This is a genomic window from Syntrophorhabdaceae bacterium (genome assembly GCA_028698615.1).
In the GTDB taxonomy this organism is placed as follows: Bacteria; Desulfobacterota; Syntrophorhabdia; order Syntrophorhabdales; family Syntrophorhabdaceae; genus Delta-02.
Genome location: JAQVWF010000001.1, coordinates 79695 through 95304 on the forward strand (window position 1 = coordinate 79695; position 15610 = coordinate 95304).

The following is a 15610-nucleotide window of genomic DNA, read 5'->3' on the forward strand; positions in this document are numbered from 1 at the left end:
TTACAACCTCAACAACCGTCGTTCAGACCATCATCTGTACCGTTCCATCAGGTATCACCGCGGCGCGGACGGGACTGCCGGAGTATTCCCTGTCGAGTTCGCCGATGAGGGCGCCCAGATCGTCGACCCAGGCGATGTCCTCCTCCGTACCGAACCAGTAGGAGCCGGCATGGTCCTTGTGGCGGCAGTAGAGGAAGAGCTTCCTGAGGTTTTCGCCGCTTTTTCTTTCTCCCCTTCCGAGCCTGCCCCAGAGGTTTCTTCCGAACCTTCCCATGAGATAGTGGAGGACCTGCCCCTCCTCGGTGTCGTTGAGGAGGACAAGGTAGCCCCCGTCGCGGGACAGGATCGCCTCCGATATGGAAGCGGCGATGATGGCCTCGTTGGCCTTGCCGAAAGTGTTGGCAAAGACGATGTCGTATTCTCCCCGGACCTTCGTTGCGTAATGCCTGAGCGCTCCCTCTATCATCACGGGATAGAGGGAGTCGGGGTAGCCGGCGAAGACCCGCGTGGCGCGGGAAGAGCTGTTCACGAAGACATCGATCTTGATATCCAGCTTCGCCATCCTTCCCGCTTCCCGTATGTCTGAAAGGATGGCGTTGCAGGAGTGATTGCCAAGGCCCCAGCAGGAGTCCAGGTTGCTCTGGAGCAGGGGTCCGTGGTGATATTCGATGGCGTCGATGTGGGCTATTCCGGGAAAGACGATCTTGTACCCGCCGCCGAAACCGCAGAACTGATGGGGGATGAATGATCCGATGCCTATCCTGAGATCGCAGCTCAGGTATTCCTTATTAATAGTGACGGGTGTTCCCAGGGCCGTCCTGCCCAGCGTCTCGCAGTTCTCGTAGCAGTTGTGGTTATAGACGGGAAAGCGTTCGAGAACCTCTGCGCCGAGTTTCTTCCGGAACTGGGCGTTATTGTGGGGAGAATGTGTCCCCAGGGCGCAGAGGAACCGCACCTGCCCGTCATCGATGCCGGCGGCGCCGAAGGCCTCGAGGAGCCAGGGGACTATCTCGTAGGTGCGCGTCGGCCGGGAAAGGTCGTCGAAGAGGACGCAGACCTCTTTCTTGCCCTTCATAAGGGGCACGAGGGGCATAAGCGATGCCCGGTACTCCATCTCACCGATGGGCTCTGCCGCGTCACCCTCCATTGAAAGGACGTCGACGTCCCATCGGGGTGGGAGATCCACCTCGAGGATGCGCTCACCATTCCAGAGGCCATGGGGCAGAGATATTTCCATAAATAAAAACTTGAATGATAACAACGGCTAAGGTACAGTATACGAAATTAATGAAAAAACTGGTAATAAAAAAAGATGAGACCATAAGGCAGAAGGTCTATCATCACATCCGTGAGGAGATACTCAAGGGGGCCATCGCCCCCAAGGAAAGGCTGATAGAAGCGAAGATCGCGGGGGAGATAGGCACCTCCCGGACGCCCGTGCGAGAGGCGCTCCACAATCTCGAGCTCGAAAAACTTGTTGTTTCCATCCCCCGGGTAGGCTACGTGGTCAGGGGCATGGACATGCGGGAGGTCGAGCAGATATGCGAGATCAGGGCCGCCATAGAAGGTCTCGCCGTCTCATGGGCCACGGCGAAGCAAAGGGACAGGCTCATCCAGGCCCTCAAAAGGAACATCGAGAACCAGAAGAAGCGGATAGCAAAAGGCAATCTCAATGGCTACGTGGAACTCGATGCGCAGTTCCATGATATCATAGCCCGTCTTGCCGGCAGCGACCGCCTGCTGGAACTCACCCAGACCCTTCGCAGGCATATGCTGCGGTATCGGATCCAGTGCATCTATATGACCGAAACGGCGGAGAGGTCGATGCACGGCCATGAACGGATCGTGAATGCCATTGAAAAGGGCGACACGGGGGAGATAGCAGCCGCAGTGAAAACGCACCTCATCCAGGCAAGGGACGACATCCTCTACTATGTTTTTCGTGACTCCGACGGCGACACCGAAGGGTGACCCCCCGCGCCGGACGTTTTAATTGACAAAAAAGAGTTTCTGTGTAAACCTCAAATCAACGCAAAAAACTTAACGGAGGTGCCGGTATGAAGAAGTGTTCCTTCTTTGCGCTCGCGTCAGTGTTTTTCCTGTCGGTCCTGTGCATATGTTCCGTCTCCCGGGCAGCAAATACGATAAAGGTGGGCATTGTGGACACCTACACGGGGCCTGCGACGACCTTCACGAATGACGTCCTCGACGGCTTCAAGCTCGCCGTGCAGAGGATAAACGCCTCCGGCGGGATCCTGGGCAAGAAGGTCGAATTCACGACGAGGGATGAGAAGTTCAAACCCGATATCGGCCTTGCCATGGCCAAGGAACTTGTCCTCAAGGAAAAGGTCGACATCCTCATGGGCACCATCAACAGCGCCACCACACTGGCCATTTCCGACTTTGTCAGGAAGGAGAAGATACCCTTCTTTGTCACCTTTGCGAAGAGCGACAAGATTGTCAGCGAGAAGGGACACCGCTATATCTTCAACATGAACGAGAATACCGAGATGGCAGGCAGGGCGGCCGCCATAGCGCTGGCGAAGAAGCCCTACGTCAGGTACTGGATAGCCGGCGACGACTATGAATACGGCCACGCCATCGCGCAGGGTGTGTGGAACAATCTCAAGAAGCTCAAACCTTCCGTCCAGAAGGTAGGGGAGACCTGGTGGAAGGTCGGCGAGGCCGACTTCACCCCGTATATCACCCAGATCCTTGCCGCGAAACCCGACTTCATCATCGTGGCCACGGGGGGCTCCGGCATGGTCAACTTCCAGAAGGCAGCCAAGGCCACCGGCCTCAGCCAGAAGATCCCCTTCTATCAGCACACCGCCACGGAGCTTTCCGTTCTCGCCCCCCAGGGTCCCAGCGCCCCCGAGGGCGTTTTCGGTACTGCCAACTATTTCTTCTATTATCCCGATACCCCCGAGAACAGGACCTTTGTGGCCGATTTCAAGAAGGCCTACAACCGCAATCCCCGGGTCGGGGCTCTCTACGGGCACATGACGGCGCAGTTCATCCTGGAAGGGTACAAGAAGGCCGGCAGGATCGACAAGGAGAAATTCGTCACAGCCCTCGAGGGCATGGTCATCGACAGCCCCGTCGGCAAGCTGGAGATCCGCAAGTGCGACCATCAGCTCCTGCTTCCCATGTATTTCGGCGTCACGAAAAAGGACGCAAAGTACAAGTTCCTTATTGCCGGCAGCATCGAGACCATCCAGGGCAAGGACTACGTCCCGTCCTGCGAGGAGGTTTTGAAGCGCCGCAAGAGATAAAAGAGGCACGAGAGAAAGGTAAGAGTAATGGAGAGCATCTTTGGCTTCCTGAGCCCGGGGATATTGAGCCAGATACTCGTGGGCCTCTCCCGCACGGTCATTCTTTTCATCGTTTCATCGGGCCTCTCCCTCATTCTGGGGGTTTTAAGGATCCCCAACGTGGCGCACGGTTCTCTCTACATGATCGGCGCCTTCATGGCCTACACGGTGTCGCACCTCTTCGGCGGGGGCAACATGGGTTTCTGGATGGCCCTTATCATCGCCCCCCTTGGGGTTGCCGTCGTCAGTTTTGCCGCCGAGAGATCCCTCTTTCAGTTCCTCTATGAACGCGAGCACCTGATGCTGCTCCTTCTCACCTTTGCGATGTCCCTTGTCTTTGGGGACCTTGTCAAGCTGGTATGGGGGGCCGAATACCGTTCGGTCCCCGTGCCCAATGTGTTTCAGGGCTACATAAATCTCTTCGGAGGGCTTCCCTTTCCCATCTACAGCTTCTTCCTCCTCGTCATGGGGCCCGTTATCGCCATATCGCTCTGGCTTCTGACCAACAAGACGAAGATCGGCAAGATATCCCGCGCCGCCGCAGTCGACAGGGAGATGGTGGGGGCGGTTGGGATCAACGTGAGCTGGGTTTTCGCCATCGTCTTCATCATCGGCTGTCTTCTGGCGGGCCTGGGGGGTGTTCTTGTCGCTCCCACGGTGAGCGTCACCCTGGGAATGGACCACACCCTCATTATTGAGGCATTCCTCATCGTCATCATGGGGGGGCTCGGCAACGTCTGGGGTGCCCTTCTCGGCGCGCTCATCTTCGGCCTCACCCAGTCCCTTGGCATTCTCGTATGGCCCCAGTTCGGTATCGTCTTCCCTTACGTGGCGGTGGTCGTCGTGCTCCTTTTCAGGCCCACGGGGCTTTTGAGGTCAACGTGGTAAGGGGGTGTCCGTGAAGAGCCTTGTTTTTCGGGGCAAGCTCCCCTGGGTCATTGCCGGCCTTGTCGTCCTCTTCCTCTTCCCTGTCTTTCTCGACAGGTTCTATGTTTACCTTGCGGCGATCATACTTCTTACGGGACTGTGCGCGACGAGCCTCAATTTCGTTCTCGGCTACGGCGGGGTTTTTCAATTCCACCACGCCGTTTTTTACGGCGTCGGAGCATACGGCACGGCGCTCATGATCATCAAGTCGGGGCTCTCGCCCTGGCTGGGGTTCGTCGTCGGCCCCATAGCGGCGGCCATAATGGGCCTTGTCATCGGCATCATCTGCATACGCCTCTCCAAGCTTTACTTTGGGATGCTCCAGATATCGCTGGGCTCCCTCGTTTGGGCCATTGTCTATCGCTGGTATTCGTTTACCGGGGGCGATGATGGCATCCACGGCGTCCCCCTTCCCGACATCATCTCCTCGCCGAACGGCGGATACTACTTCACCCTTATCGTCACCGCCGTCTCCATGTTCATTCTCTACAGGATGATCAGGTCCCCCTTCGGCAGCGCCCTCCAGGGGATACGGGACAACCCGGTGCGCTCCGAGATGATCGGCGTCAACGTGAGGCTCCACCAGCTCCTTGCCCTCACCATCGCGGGGTTCTTCGGGGGCGTGGCAGGGTCCCTCTTCGTCGTCGTCGACAACACCGTGTTTCCCGATATGATGTTTTGGACGCTCTCTCTGGAGCTCATCATCATGTGCCTCCTCGGCGGGTGGTTTTCCTTTCTCGGCCCCATGGTGGGCGCGGCCGCCATAGTCCTCCTGAGGACTTACGTAAGCGGCATCACGGGCTACTGGGCCCTCATCCTCGGGGTGATCATGATGCTCGTAATCTTCTTCCTTCCCAACGGCGTCCTCGGATATCTCGACAGGTTCGTGAAGAAAAAAGCAAGGAGCATCTGATGCGCATAAGGGGTTTCGCGTGCTTGAGGTAACGTCACTGTCCAAGTCCTTCGACGGCTTCAAGGCCGTCAACAATGCCTCCCTGTCCGTGAAGGAGGGAGAGGTTGTGGCCGTCATAGGACCGAACGGGGCCGGCAAGACGACCCTTTTCAATCTCATCACGGGAGTGCTGAAACCCGACAGCGGAAAGGTCCTTTTCAAGGGTGGGGACATCACGGGGCATCCCCCCTACAAGGTCTGCCGCAGGGGCATGTCACGGTCTTTCCAGGTGGTGAACGTCTTTCCCCGGCTCAGCGTCTTTGAGAACGTCCAGGTCTCTGTTCTCTCACAGCAGAAGAAGACGTGGAACCTCTTCACTCCTTCCGCGAAGCTGGCCATAAATGAGACGGACAGGATCCTCGAGAACGTGGGCCTCATGGACATCAGGGATGCGACAAGCGCGGCCCTATCCCACGGCGAGCGCAAGGTCCTCGAGATCGCCATCGCCCTCGGGGGGAACCCCGAATTCCTTATCCTCGACGAACCCACGGCAGGGATGTCGCCGGAGGAGACGACACGATGCATCGACCTTATCAAACAACTCAAGGAAAAGCTCGGTATCACCATCCTTTTCTGCGAGCATGACATGGAGATCGTCTTCTCCATCTCGGACCGGATCATGGTCATGGTGCGGGGATCGACGATCATTCAGGGCACCTGTGAGGATGTCAGGTGCTGCCAGGAGGTGCAGGACGCATACCTGGGCGGGAGTGACGCATGCTTGACGTGAAAGCCATTGATACTTACTACGGGCTGAGCCACATTCTCTTCGGTGTCACCCTCAAGGTCGGCGCCGGCGAAGTGGTGGGTCTTCTCGGGCGCAACGGGGCAGGGAAGTCGACCACCATGAAGAGCATCATGGGCATCGTGCCGCCGCGGAAGGGGACGATCACCCTCAAGGGAACAGAGATCACCGGGCGCAAGCCGTACGTGCTTTTCCGCCAGGGCATCGGCTACGTCCCCGACGACCGCAGGGTTTTCGCCGACCTCTGTGTCGACGACAACCTTGATATCGTCTACCGCCGCAGCAAAGAGTGGGACAAGGAAAGGGTCTACGGGCTGTTCCCCGCCTTGAAGGAGATAAAGGCCCGCCGCGCCGGGCACCTGAGCGGCGGGGAACAGCAGATGCTTACCATAGCGAGGGCGCTCATGGGGGGCCCCGAGATCCTTCTCCTCGATGAGCCCACGGAGGGTCTTGCCCCGCTCATCGTCCGCGATCTGGAACAGCAGATATTGCGGCTTAAGGACGCCGGCATCAGCATTCTCCTGTCCGAGCAGAACGTGCGCTCCGCCCTCAAGATGATCACCAGGGCCTACGTCATCGACAACGGCAGGATCCGTTTCGAAGGCACCGTCCAGGAACTCGAGGCGAACGAAGAGGTAAAACGAAAATACCTCATGATCTAGTTTTCGCGTTCCCGCGAAAGCTGGATCGGTCCCAGGTCCCAGGGAAAAACAAGACATTTGCGCTCTCCCGCCCTATGGTAAACCGCCGGGACTCAAGGGTCTTCATCTTTTTTCTGAAACCTGGAACGTGAGGCCTGAAACGGTGTTTTTCCCTTTCTTTTATGCCGGTTTTCTTATAGAATTAGACATGTTCGCACAACTGAAAAAACAATCGCATTTCTTTTTCGCCTGCCTTCTTGGCGGCATAGCCTGCATAGCCTTTGCGGTCCCCGCTGTTCATGCCGTGAGCGATCTCGGCGTTGTCGTGGAGCAGCTTAAGGACGGCGATAAGGCAACGCGGTGTCCCGTTTGCGGCAGGGCGATCAGCCCCGGTGTCATCCATACGGATGCCGCGGTCATCCTGAAGGTGAAGCTTAAAACGGCGCTTACTGACCGGAATATCGGCTACTCCGATGGAATGAAGAAAGATCAGCCCTACATCCATGTTCTCGTTTATCGTTTCCAGGAGCGCAAAGGGGGCAATTTCGCCATTGAGAAACCTGCCGCCGTCGCTTTTCATATGCACCTCATGAAGGACAATATGCTGGGTAAGATCTTCACGTATGCCGAAGAGCAGAAAGCCCTGACTCAGAACCTTTTCACCGTGGGAAAGTTCTTCAGCAGGGGAGGGCGCTGGGTGACGGCGGAGGAGCTTGCCGAAGAGGGCATCAACGCGGGACTGGACGAGCTCGTGGAGACGAAGGGGCCGACGGAGCCGGGAGAGTGAAGGCGCTCTTTGCGATGGACCTGATGGGCGGCAAGACCGTTCGTCTCAGGAAAGGCGATTTCAAAGAAGTAACGGTCTACAGCAATGATCCTCTCTCCATGATCGAGGAAATGGTGCGCCGCGGCGCGCGGGATTTCCATATCATCGATCTCGATGGCGCGAGGACGGGCGAACCCGTACACGGGGAGATCATCGGAAAGATCCGTTCCATGGTGAAAGGCTACATGGAGGTCGGCGGCGGCATCCGCACCGACGATACCATTAAATACTACAGCGACCTCGGCATCGACGGGATCATCATCGGTACCCGTGCCCTCGAGGACGAAGACTATTTCGAGGGGCTGTCGCGGTTCGGCAACATCGTCCTCGGTCTCGATCTTCTTCAGGGAAAACCGATGTCGCGGGGATGGAAAAGCGCTGTCGACAGGGACCCCGTTGCCATACTCAAGGCCGCGGAGCGCATCGGTATCAAGGCCGTTCTGTGCACGAGCATCGAGCGCGACGGGATGCTGACAGGGCCGGATCTTGCGGGGCTCAAGGCAATATCGGAATTGACCGTACTGCCTGTCATAGCGAGCGGCGGTGTGTCGAACATAGACGATGTCAGGCGTCTCAAGGGAATGGACGTCTGGGCGGCGATCATAGGAAAGGCCTTCTACGAGGGATTCATCGGCATCGAGGAGGCCATGGGTTATGCTGACTAAGAGGATCATTCCCTGCCTTGATGTAATGGAAGGCAGGGTCGTCAAGGGGACCAATTTTCTCGAGCTTAAGGATGCCGGCGACCCCGTGGAGAATGCGAAGGCCTACGAGGAACAGCTGGCGGACGAGCTGTGCTTTCTCGATATCACCGCTTCCCATGAGAAGAGAAGAACCATCATCGACGTCGTTGAGCGGGTATCCCACGAGGTCTTCATGCCTCTTACGGTGGGAGGCGGCATACGCACCACAGATGACATCCGGGACATCCTCCGGGCGGGCGCGGACAAGGTGACCGTCAATACGACGGCGGTGGAGAACCCTGAATTCGTCCGGGAATCGAGCGAGATCTTCGGCAGCCAGTGCATCTGCATTGCCATTGACGCCAAGGGGCGCGAAGGCGGGGGTTTCGAGGTCTACACCTACGGAGGCCGAAGACCGACGGGTATCGATGCCGTCGGCTGGGCGAAGAGGGTGGAGGAGTTGGGCGCCGGCGAAATACTCCTCACCAGCATGGACAGGGACGGGACCAAGGCCGGTTTTGACATCGAGCTGACGCGGGCCATCGCCGATTCCGTGAACATCCCCGTCATAGCCTCGGGCGGGGTAGGTACCCTGGAGCACCTTTACGACGGGCTCGCCCTGGCAAAGGCGGATGCCGTCCTTGCCGCATCGATATTCCATTACCGGGAGTTCACTGTCGTCGATGCGAAGCGATATCTCCGCAGCCGGGGCGTGAACGTGAGGCTATAGGGCGCGGGACGCCCAGGTTCACGAAAGGCACAAAGAACCCGGACAGGCAAAAAAAATGCCTCGAAAAAGGGTATGGTAAGTAATATAGGAAGAAAAGAGGAGTCGCCATGGATGATGATCTTAAATGGGATGAAAAGGGCCTTATGCCCGCCGTCGTGCAGGATGCAGGCTCGAAGGATGTTCTCATGGTCGCCTATATGAACAAGGAGGCCCTGGAACTCACCCTGAGAACGAAGACTGCCCATTACTATTCGAGATCGCGGCAGAAGCTCTGGCTCAAGGGCGAGACCTCGGGCCACACGCAAGCAGTAAAAGAGGTTCTCATAGATTGCGACAACGACACCATCCTTCTCATGGTGGACCAGAAGGGGGCGGCCTGCCACACCGGTTACTGGAGCTGTTTTTACCGTGCGTGGGCCGATGGATGGAAGATCATCGGAAAAAAGGTCTTTGACGAAAAAGAAGTCTATGGTGAAAAGAAGACCCATTGACAGGGTCCTTTCCTTTTTCAATACCTGTTGTTTTGTGGGGCACATCCCCGCTGCGCCGGGGACCTTCGGGTCGCTCTTTGCCGCGATACTGATCTACCTCTTCCCGGCCGTCTTCAGCAGTCCCGTCTTCGCCGTTCTCTTCATTGTCTTCGCTGTCGCGACCACAACGATGGAGCGGTATGAGGGCGAAGACCCGGGCCATATAGTCATTGACGAGTTCGCCGGCATGTGCGTGGCCATGGCAGGCCACAAGGTCACGCTTCTCACCGTGGGCATTGGCTTCGTTCTCTTCCGGATCTTCGATATCCTCAAACCCTTTCCCATCGGTCGGATGGAGAGGTTGAGAGGAGGCTATGGCATAGTGGGCGATGATGTTGTTGCGGGCATATTCGCAAACATCCTTCTTCTCCTGTGGACGAGGCTTTTGTGAAGATCGAGGAAAGACTTGTCAAGGTCCTGGCGGCGCGTTCCATCTCCTGGTGCACCGCCGAATCCTGTACGGGGGGCCTCATCGCCGCCCGGATAACCGGTGTGCCGGGAGCATCGGGGTGTTTCGAGGGCGGATTCGTGACATACAGCAACAGGGCCAAGACCCTTCTTCTCGGGGTTCCCCCGGAGATCATCGAGAAGCATGGAGCTGTCAGCAGTGAGACCGCCCGCGCCATGGCGCAAGGCGCAAGAGAAAAGTTAAATGTCGGGATCGCCGTGGCCGTCACGGGTATAGCGGGGCCTGCCGGCGGCTCAGCGGCCAAACCGGTGGGGACCGTCTTCATCTCGCTGGCAGCGAAGGGGACGACCTCTGTTCGCGAGTTCCATTTTGAGGGCACGAGACGTCAGATACGCCGGCGCTCCGCCGACGAGGCCTTCATTCTCGTTCTCGACCATCTCGAAGGGAGGGTAAGCGGATGAGGTCCTTTCTCGCCTTCGAGATCCCAGCAGAGGTCAAGGGATATCTTTCCGAGGTGTCGAAAGCCATGGCAAGGACTGTTCCCGGGGTCAGGTGGGTGAGGCCCGAGGGACAGCATATCACCATCAGGTTCTTCGGTGAGATATCCGGGGCAAAGGCACAGGAGATAAAGGACGTGCTCGGGACCGCCGGATCCTACCCGGGCGTGGAGGCAACCCTGAAACACATCGATGCCTTTCCCGACAAACGCAGGCCCCGGGTCATTGTTGCAGTCCTTGACGAAGGAGTTGACATCATTGGCTCGATATACCATGATATAGAGAACCGTCTCACAGCCCTGGGTTACGAAAGAGAAAAAAGGGGTTTTACCCCCCATATCACCTTCGGGAGAATGAAAATGCCCGCGCCTCTTCTGGGGAGAGACATGCCGCCCCTGGAATATCCGCGGTTCACGATTGAACGTATCGTTCTTTACAAGAGCATCCTCGGAAGGGAAGGCGCGACGTACGAGCCGCTCTTCGAAAAAAGACTGGGCGCCTCCGGCTGACAGGCGAAAGGCGCCGGCGAGTTAACAGCCCCCACAAGGGAATACAATAAAGGAGAGAGATGAACCCGAAAACGCAAAAGGGAGGCATCGACGTGAAAGAGGAGAACAACAAAGGCAAGGCCATTGATATGGCCGTATCCCAGATAGAGAAGCTCTTCGGCAAAGGTGCTATCATGAAGCTGGGAGAGAAGGCCCTTGAGGCCGTTCCCGTCGTTTCCACGGGATCCATCGCTCTTGATCTTGCCCTGGGCATTGGCGGCCTGCCTCGCGGCAGGGTCATAGAGATATTCGGGCCCGAAGCGTCGGGCAAGACGACGCTGGCGCTGCAGGTGGTTGCCGAGATCCAGAAAGCGGGGGGCGCCGCGGCATTTATCGATGCCGAGCATGCCCTTGACGTAAGCTACGCGAAAAGGATCGGTGTCAACACTGACGACCTTCTCATATCCCAACCCGACACGGGCGAACAGGCCCTCGAGATCGGCGAAATACTTGTCCGAAGCGGAGGCATTGACGTAGTCGTCGTCGATTCTGTCGCCGCCCTGGTGCCCCGTGCCGAGATCGAAGGGGAGATGGGCGATTCCCACATGGGTCTTCAGGCCCGGCTCATGTCGCAGGCGCTGCGCAAGCTCACGGGCATCACCAGCAAATCCATGACCACCGTTATTTTTATAAACCAGATCCGTCAGAAGATAGGGATCATGTTCGGAAATCCCGAGACGACAACGGGCGGAAACGCCCTCAAGTTCTATTCATCAGTGCGCCTCGACATCCGCAGGATCGCAGCAATAAAGGACGGCCAGGAGGTCGTGGGCTCGAGGACACGGGTAAAGATCGTAAAAAACAAACTTGCACCACCTTTCAGAGAAGTCGAGTTTGACATCATATTCGGTGAAGGCATATCCCGCGAGGGCGATGTTATCGACCTCGCCGTAGACATGGATATCGTGGAGAAGGCGGGAACCTGGTATTCCTACGGGGATTCCAGGATCGGCCAGGGCCGGGAGAACGCCAAGGAGTACATGAAGGCCCACCCCGAAACGATGAAGGAAATTGAAGAGAAGATTGCCATACAGGTGGGGCTCAAGAAGGGAGAGTCGTGACATCACGAGAGATCAGAAGTAAATTCCTGGAGTATTTTGCACGCAACGGCCACACGATAGTCCCCAGTTCGGCGCTGCTGCCGGAAAAGGATCCCACGCTTCTTTTTGTGAATGCCGGCATGGTCCAGTTCAAGAACCTTTTTCTCGGCCTGGAAAAAAGGCCCTACATCAGGGCGACATCGTGCCAGAAATGCGTCAGGGCTGGCGGCAAGCACAACGACCTCGACAATATCGGCAAGACGCTGAGACATCACACCTTTTTCGAGATGCTGGGGAACTTTTCCTTTGGCGACTATTTCAAGAAGGAGGCCATCGTCTTCGCATGGGAGTTCCTGACAAAAGAACTCGGCATCGACGAGTCGAAGATGTGGATAACGGTCTTTCGTGAAGATGACGAGGCCGACGCGATCTGGAGGAAGACCGGCGTCAGGCCCGAGCGGATAGTGAGGCTTGATGAGAAGGACAATTTCTGGTCCATGGGCGACGAAGGCCCCTGCGGCCCCTGTTCGGAAATTCTCTACGACCTGGGCGAGAATGTGGGGTGCCGGCAGCCGACATGTGCAGTCGGATGCGACTGCGACCGGTTCCTCGAGATCTGGAACCTCGTCTTCATGGAGTTCGACCGCAGTGCCGACGGGCAGATGAAGAAACTGCCCAGGCCCTCCATCGACACCGGCATGGGGCTCGAGCGTATCACCTCCATCATACAGGGCAAGATCGGCAACTACGACACCGACCTTTTCGTCCCCATCATCAGGCGCATCGAAGAGATCGCCGGCTGCGCATACGGCGAGGACGAAAGGAAGGACGCAGCCATCCGTGTCATCGCGGACCACGCGCGGGGGGCCACCTTCATCATAAACGACGGTATCCTGCCTTCGAAGGACGGCAGGGGATACGTGCTGAGGAGAATTATCCGCCGGGCCCTGCGTTACGGAAGGAAACTGGGGATACAGAAGGAGTTCCTCCACGACCTCTCGAAGAGCGTCGTGGACATCATGGAAGAGGCCTATCCCGACGTGAAGAACAACCATTCCTACATCGTGAGGGTCATACGGGGCGAGGAAGAACGTTTCATCGAAACCCTCGGGATGGGGATGAAGCTCTACGAAGAGTTCGCCGGTGACCTGAAGAAGAAGGGCAGCACCGTCATCCCCGGCGAGCTTGTCTACAAACTCTATGACACCTACGGCTTTCCCGTCGATATAACGACGGACATGGCGGAAGAGGACGGTCTTATCCTCGACAGGGAAGGCTTTGAAAAGGCTCTCTCCGAGCAGAAGGCGCGTTCGCGGACGGGTTCGAAGATAAAAGGGGAAGAGTGGAACGAAGGCCACCTTGCCATACTCGGGCAAGGCCTTGCGAGCAGCTTCACCGGCTATGGCACCTTGAGGGACGAGGGCGTCATCGGGGCCGTTCTCGTCGGCAACGAGATGGTGGATGAGATATCCGAGGACGAAGAGGGCGAGCTCTTTCTCGATACCACGCCCTTCTACGCCGAAAGCGGCGGACAGATCGACGACTCGGGGATCATCACCGTTGCCGGCGGCGGCGCCACGGCGCGCATCACTGCCGTGACGAAGATAAAAGAAGACCTCTTTGCCCATCGGGTGGTTGTCGAGAAAGGCGTGTTCCACAAGGGAGACAGGGTTTCCCTCGCCGTCGACGAAGAGAAGCGCAAGGGCGTGTCGCGCAATCATACGGCGACGCACTTGCTTCAGTACGCGTTGAGGCGGGTCCTCGGCGACCACGTGAAGCAGTCGGGCTCCCTCGTGGAGGCTGGCAGGATGCGTTTCGACTTTACCCACTTCGAGGCCATGAAGGAAGACCAGATAAGGGCGGTGGAGGACATTGTCAACGAAAAGATCATGGAGTGCGTGCCCGTCGTCATAGACGTAAAGAGTCGGGAGGACGCCATTCGGGAAGGCGCGACGGCGCTCTTCGAGGAGAAATATGGAGAGACGGTGCGCGTCATCACCATCGGTGATTTTTCCCGGGAGCTCTGCGGAGGCACCCATGTCGCCAATACGGGTCAGATAGGCAGCCTCTACATTCTCGGCGAAGGCTCACTTGCATCGGGTGTCCGCAGGATCGAAGCGACAACGGGCAAAGGAGCTCTCGCCTACAAGAGCAGAATGGAAGGGACCCTTAAGGCGATCGCCAGAAGAACGAACACCGAGTTCGACCGCGTTCAGGAACGCGTCGAGGGACTGCTTGGCGAACTGAGCGTCAAAGAAAAGGAACTCGAGCATTTCAAACAGGACATCGTTGCCCACAGGGTCGACGGTGCCATAGCGGAGGCGGTAGACTTCGAGGGCGTTAAGATCATTACCCTTTTCATGGAGAACGCAGCGGCTGAGGATCTCAGGAAGGCGACGGATGTTGTCCGGTCGAAGGTGAAGGACTGCATCGTCGTTGTCGGGACGGCAGGGGCCGAGGACAGAGGGCTCGTCGTTGCCTCCGTGAGCAAGGACCTGCAGAAGCGTTACAGTGCCGGGAAGATCGTCAAGAGCCTCACCGGGCATTATGGCGGCAAAGGGGGCGGCGGCGCCAACATAGCGCAAGGCGGCATACCGGGGGCATCAGTCCCGGAATCCCTCAAAAACGTTGTACAATTTATCGACAGTTAGTATGATGTAAAAAAGGCGGGGGGAGATGAAGCGTTACGCCGACAACCTCAGAAGCGTCAACCTCTTTGCAGATCTCAAAGACAAGGAATTGGAGACGATATCCAGGATCCTCTATACCCATTCCTACCGTCGCGGCCAGCTCATCTTCCAGGAGGGAGAGAGAGGCGACTCCCTCTTTGTCGTCCTGAAGGGGCGGGTGAAGGTCTGCCTCTATGATGAGGAGGGACGGGAATACGTTCTCGATGTCATCGGAAAGGACGGTTTTTTCGGCGAACTTGCCCTCATCGACGAGCTGCCCCGTTCGGCGAACACCATTGCCATGGAGGCATCGGAGCTGCTCACCGTGCGCAGGCAGGATTTCATGAAGCTCCTCCTGGAAAATCCGTCCATATCGATCAATATACTGAGGGTCCTCGCCGCCCGGCTGCGCGTTGCCGACGAAAGGATCAAGTGGCTCGCTTTCCTGAACGTGGAGGGCCGTATCCTCAAGTACCTCCTGGAGGTCGGCGCGCGCCTCGGCATCAAGATGAAGGACATCATCATCATAGAAAAGGGTCCTTCCCAGATAGAGATAGCCAATTCCTGCGGCTGCTCCCGGGAAACGGTCTCCCGCATGGTGGCATCGCTGGTCAAGAAAGGCGTCATAAGCGTCTGGAGAAGGCAGTATACGCTATACCCGGGAACGAGAACCTTCTAGGTCCTGCTTCATATCGAGGCGCTCCCTTCGTTGCCTTCGTCGAGACTGTCCTCGACGTACAGTCGTACGCCTGCGGGAGTCTCTCCTCGTCGCCTCGGTATCATCCTCGATCTGAAGCAGGACAGACACGATCTTCCATAATCCATCGCGCTCCCTTCGTTGCCTTCGTCGAGACTGTCCTCGACGTACAGTCGTACGCCTGCGGGAGTCTCTCCTCGTCGCCTCGGTATCATCCTCGATCTGAAGCAGGACAGACACGATCTTCCATAATCCATCGCGCTCCCTTCGTTGCCTTCGTCGAGACTGTCCTCGACGTACAGTCGTACGCCTGCGGGAGTCTCTCCTCGTCGCCTCGGTATCATCCTCGATCTGAAGCAGGACAGACGCGATCTTCCATAATCCATGGCGCTCCCTGTCTTT

Annotated in this window: 18 protein-coding genes; 16 read left to right on the forward strand and 2 right to left on the reverse strand. The window is 57.5% G+C overall.

Annotation, left to right across the window (positions count from 1 at the left end):
* Positions 1–22 precede the first annotated feature (22 nt).
* Positions 23–1237, reverse strand: coding sequence for a lactate racemase domain-containing protein (locus tag PHC90_00435; GenBank protein ID MDD3844804.1), 1215 nt, complete (start codon positions 1235–1237; stop codon positions 23–25).
* Positions 1238–1287: 50 nt separating this feature from the next.
* Here PHC90_00435 and PHC90_00440 point away from each other — a divergent pair, with 50 nt between their 5' ends.
* The 16 genes from PHC90_00440 to PHC90_00515 all read left to right on the forward strand — a co-directional run bounded on the left by PHC90_00440 (position 1288) and on the right by PHC90_00515 (position 15190).
* Positions 1288–1971: a GntR family transcriptional regulator gene (locus PHC90_00440; GenBank protein ID MDD3844805.1), complete on the forward strand. Its 684-nt coding sequence runs from the start codon at positions 1288–1290 to the stop codon at positions 1969–1971.
* An 86-nt stretch (positions 1972–2057) separates the two neighbouring features.
* Positions 2058–3275, forward strand: a complete 1218-nt coding sequence (locus PHC90_00445; protein ID MDD3844806.1) for an ABC transporter substrate-binding protein — start codon at positions 2058–2060, stop codon at positions 3273–3275.
* Between the two features lie 27 nt (positions 3276–3302).
* Positions 3303–4202, forward strand: a complete 900-nt coding sequence (locus PHC90_00450) for a branched-chain amino acid ABC transporter permease (GenBank protein MDD3844807.1) — start codon at positions 3303–3305, stop codon at positions 4200–4202.
* Positions 4203–4212: 10 nt separating this feature from the next.
* Positions 4213–5154, forward strand: coding sequence for a branched-chain amino acid ABC transporter permease (locus PHC90_00455; protein ID MDD3844808.1), 942 nt, complete (start codon positions 4213–4215; stop codon positions 5152–5154).
* Between the two features lie 19 nt (positions 5155–5173).
* Positions 5174–5923: an ABC transporter ATP-binding protein gene (locus PHC90_00460; protein ID MDD3844809.1), complete on the forward strand. Its 750-nt coding sequence runs from the start codon at positions 5174–5176 to the stop codon at positions 5921–5923.
* Positions 5911–6600, forward strand: a complete 690-nt coding sequence (locus tag PHC90_00465) for an ABC transporter ATP-binding protein (GenBank protein MDD3844810.1) — start codon at positions 5911–5913, stop codon at positions 6598–6600. Before PHC90_00460 ends, PHC90_00465 begins: the two co-directional genes overlap by 13 nt.
* A 187-nt stretch (positions 6601–6787) precedes the next feature.
* Entirely contained in the window at positions 6788–7366 is a 579-nt protein-coding gene (locus tag PHC90_00470; protein ID MDD3844811.1) for a hypothetical protein, read from the forward strand.
* Positions 7363–8070: a 1-(5-phosphoribosyl)-5-[(5-phosphoribosylamino)methylideneamino] imidazole-4-carboxamide isomerase gene (locus PHC90_00475; GenBank protein MDD3844812.1), complete on the forward strand. Its 708-nt coding sequence runs from the start codon at positions 7363–7365 to the stop codon at positions 8068–8070. The genes PHC90_00470 and PHC90_00475 overlap by 4 nt, the downstream gene beginning before the upstream one ends.
* Positions 8060–8818 (forward strand): imidazole glycerol phosphate synthase subunit HisF, encoded by a 759-nt coding sequence (hisF, locus tag PHC90_00480; protein MDD3844813.1) that lies wholly within the window; start codon positions 8060–8062, stop codon positions 8816–8818. Before PHC90_00475 ends, hisF begins: the two co-directional genes overlap by 11 nt.
* A 107-nt stretch (positions 8819–8925) precedes the next feature.
* Positions 8926–9309, forward strand: a complete 384-nt coding sequence (gene hisI, locus PHC90_00485; GenBank protein ID MDD3844814.1) for a phosphoribosyl-AMP cyclohydrolase — start codon at positions 8926–8928, stop codon at positions 9307–9309.
* Positions 9287–9739: a phosphatidylglycerophosphatase A gene (locus PHC90_00490; protein MDD3844815.1), complete on the forward strand. Its 453-nt coding sequence runs from the start codon at positions 9287–9289 to the stop codon at positions 9737–9739. Before hisI ends, PHC90_00490 begins: the two co-directional genes overlap by 23 nt.
* On the forward strand, positions 9736–10218 hold the full coding sequence (locus PHC90_00495; protein ID MDD3844816.1) for a CinA family protein: 483 nt from the start codon (positions 9736–9738) through the stop codon (positions 10216–10218). The genes PHC90_00490 and PHC90_00495 overlap by 4 nt, the downstream gene beginning before the upstream one ends.
* Positions 10215–10763: an RNA 2',3'-cyclic phosphodiesterase gene (gene thpR, locus PHC90_00500; protein ID MDD3844817.1), complete on the forward strand. Its 549-nt coding sequence runs from the start codon at positions 10215–10217 to the stop codon at positions 10761–10763. The genes PHC90_00495 and thpR overlap by 4 nt, the downstream gene beginning before the upstream one ends.
* Before the next feature lie 59 nt (positions 10764–10822).
* The gene (gene recA / locus PHC90_00505) at positions 10823–11863 is read left to right on the forward strand and encodes a recombinase RecA (protein MDD3844818.1); all 1041 of its coding nucleotides are present in this window, start codon (positions 10823–10825) and stop codon (positions 11861–11863) included.
* Positions 11860–14493 (forward strand): alanine--tRNA ligase, encoded by a 2634-nt coding sequence (gene alaS, locus PHC90_00510; protein MDD3844819.1) that lies wholly within the window; start codon positions 11860–11862, stop codon positions 14491–14493. Before recA ends, alaS begins: the two co-directional genes overlap by 4 nt.
* 25 nt (positions 14494–14518) lie before the next feature.
* Entirely contained in the window at positions 14519–15190 is a 672-nt protein-coding gene (locus PHC90_00515; GenBank protein MDD3844820.1) for a Crp/Fnr family transcriptional regulator, read from the forward strand.
* 8 nt (positions 15191–15198) lie between these two features.
* Here the strand turns inward: PHC90_00515 and PHC90_00520 are convergent, their stop codons facing one another.
* Entirely contained in the window at positions 15199–15594 is a 396-nt protein-coding gene (locus PHC90_00520; GenBank protein MDD3844821.1) for a hypothetical protein, read from the reverse strand.
* Positions 15595–15610: the final 16 nt, after the last annotated feature.

Excerpts from the sequence above, each read along its gene's own strand:
- PHC90_00470 (MDD3844811.1), top strand. The coding sequence starts at position 6,788 with ATGTTCGCACAACTGAAAAAACAATCGCATTTCTTTTTCGCCTGCCTT.
- PHC90_00515 (MDD3844820.1), top strand. The coding sequence starts at position 14,519 with ATGAAGCGTTACGCCGACAACCTCAGAAGCGTCAACCTCTTTGCAGAT.
- PHC90_00440 (MDD3844805.1), top strand. The coding sequence starts at position 1,288 with ATGAAAAAACTGGTAATAAAAAAAGATGAGACCATAAGGCAGAAGGTC.
- PHC90_00445 (MDD3844806.1), top strand. The coding sequence starts at position 2,058 with ATGAAGAAGTGTTCCTTCTTTGCGCTCGCGTCAGTGTTTTTCCTGTCG.
- recA (MDD3844818.1), top strand. The coding sequence starts at position 10,823 with ATGAACCCGAAAACGCAAAAGGGAGGCATCGACGTGAAAGAGGAGAAC.
- PHC90_00520 (MDD3844821.1), bottom strand. The coding sequence starts at position 15,594 with ATGGATTATGGAAGATCGCGTCTGTCCTGCTTCAGATCGAGGATGATA.
- thpR (MDD3844817.1), top strand. The coding sequence starts at position 10,215 with ATGAGGTCCTTTCTCGCCTTCGAGATCCCAGCAGAGGTCAAGGGATAT.
- PHC90_00450 (MDD3844807.1), top strand. The coding sequence starts at position 3,303 with ATGGAGAGCATCTTTGGCTTCCTGAGCCCGGGGATATTGAGCCAGATA.
- PHC90_00465 (MDD3844810.1), top strand. The coding sequence starts at position 5,911 with ATGCTTGACGTGAAAGCCATTGATACTTACTACGGGCTGAGCCACATT.
- hisF (MDD3844813.1), top strand. The coding sequence starts at position 8,060 with ATGCTGACTAAGAGGATCATTCCCTGCCTTGATGTAATGGAAGGCAGG.
- PHC90_00435 (MDD3844804.1), bottom strand. The coding sequence starts at position 1,237 with ATGGAAATATCTCTGCCCCATGGCCTCTGGAATGGTGAGCGCATCCTC.
- PHC90_00490 (MDD3844815.1), top strand. The coding sequence starts at position 9,287 with ATGGTGAAAAGAAGACCCATTGACAGGGTCCTTTCCTTTTTCAATACC.
- hisI (MDD3844814.1), top strand. The coding sequence starts at position 8,926 with ATGGATGATGATCTTAAATGGGATGAAAAGGGCCTTATGCCCGCCGTC.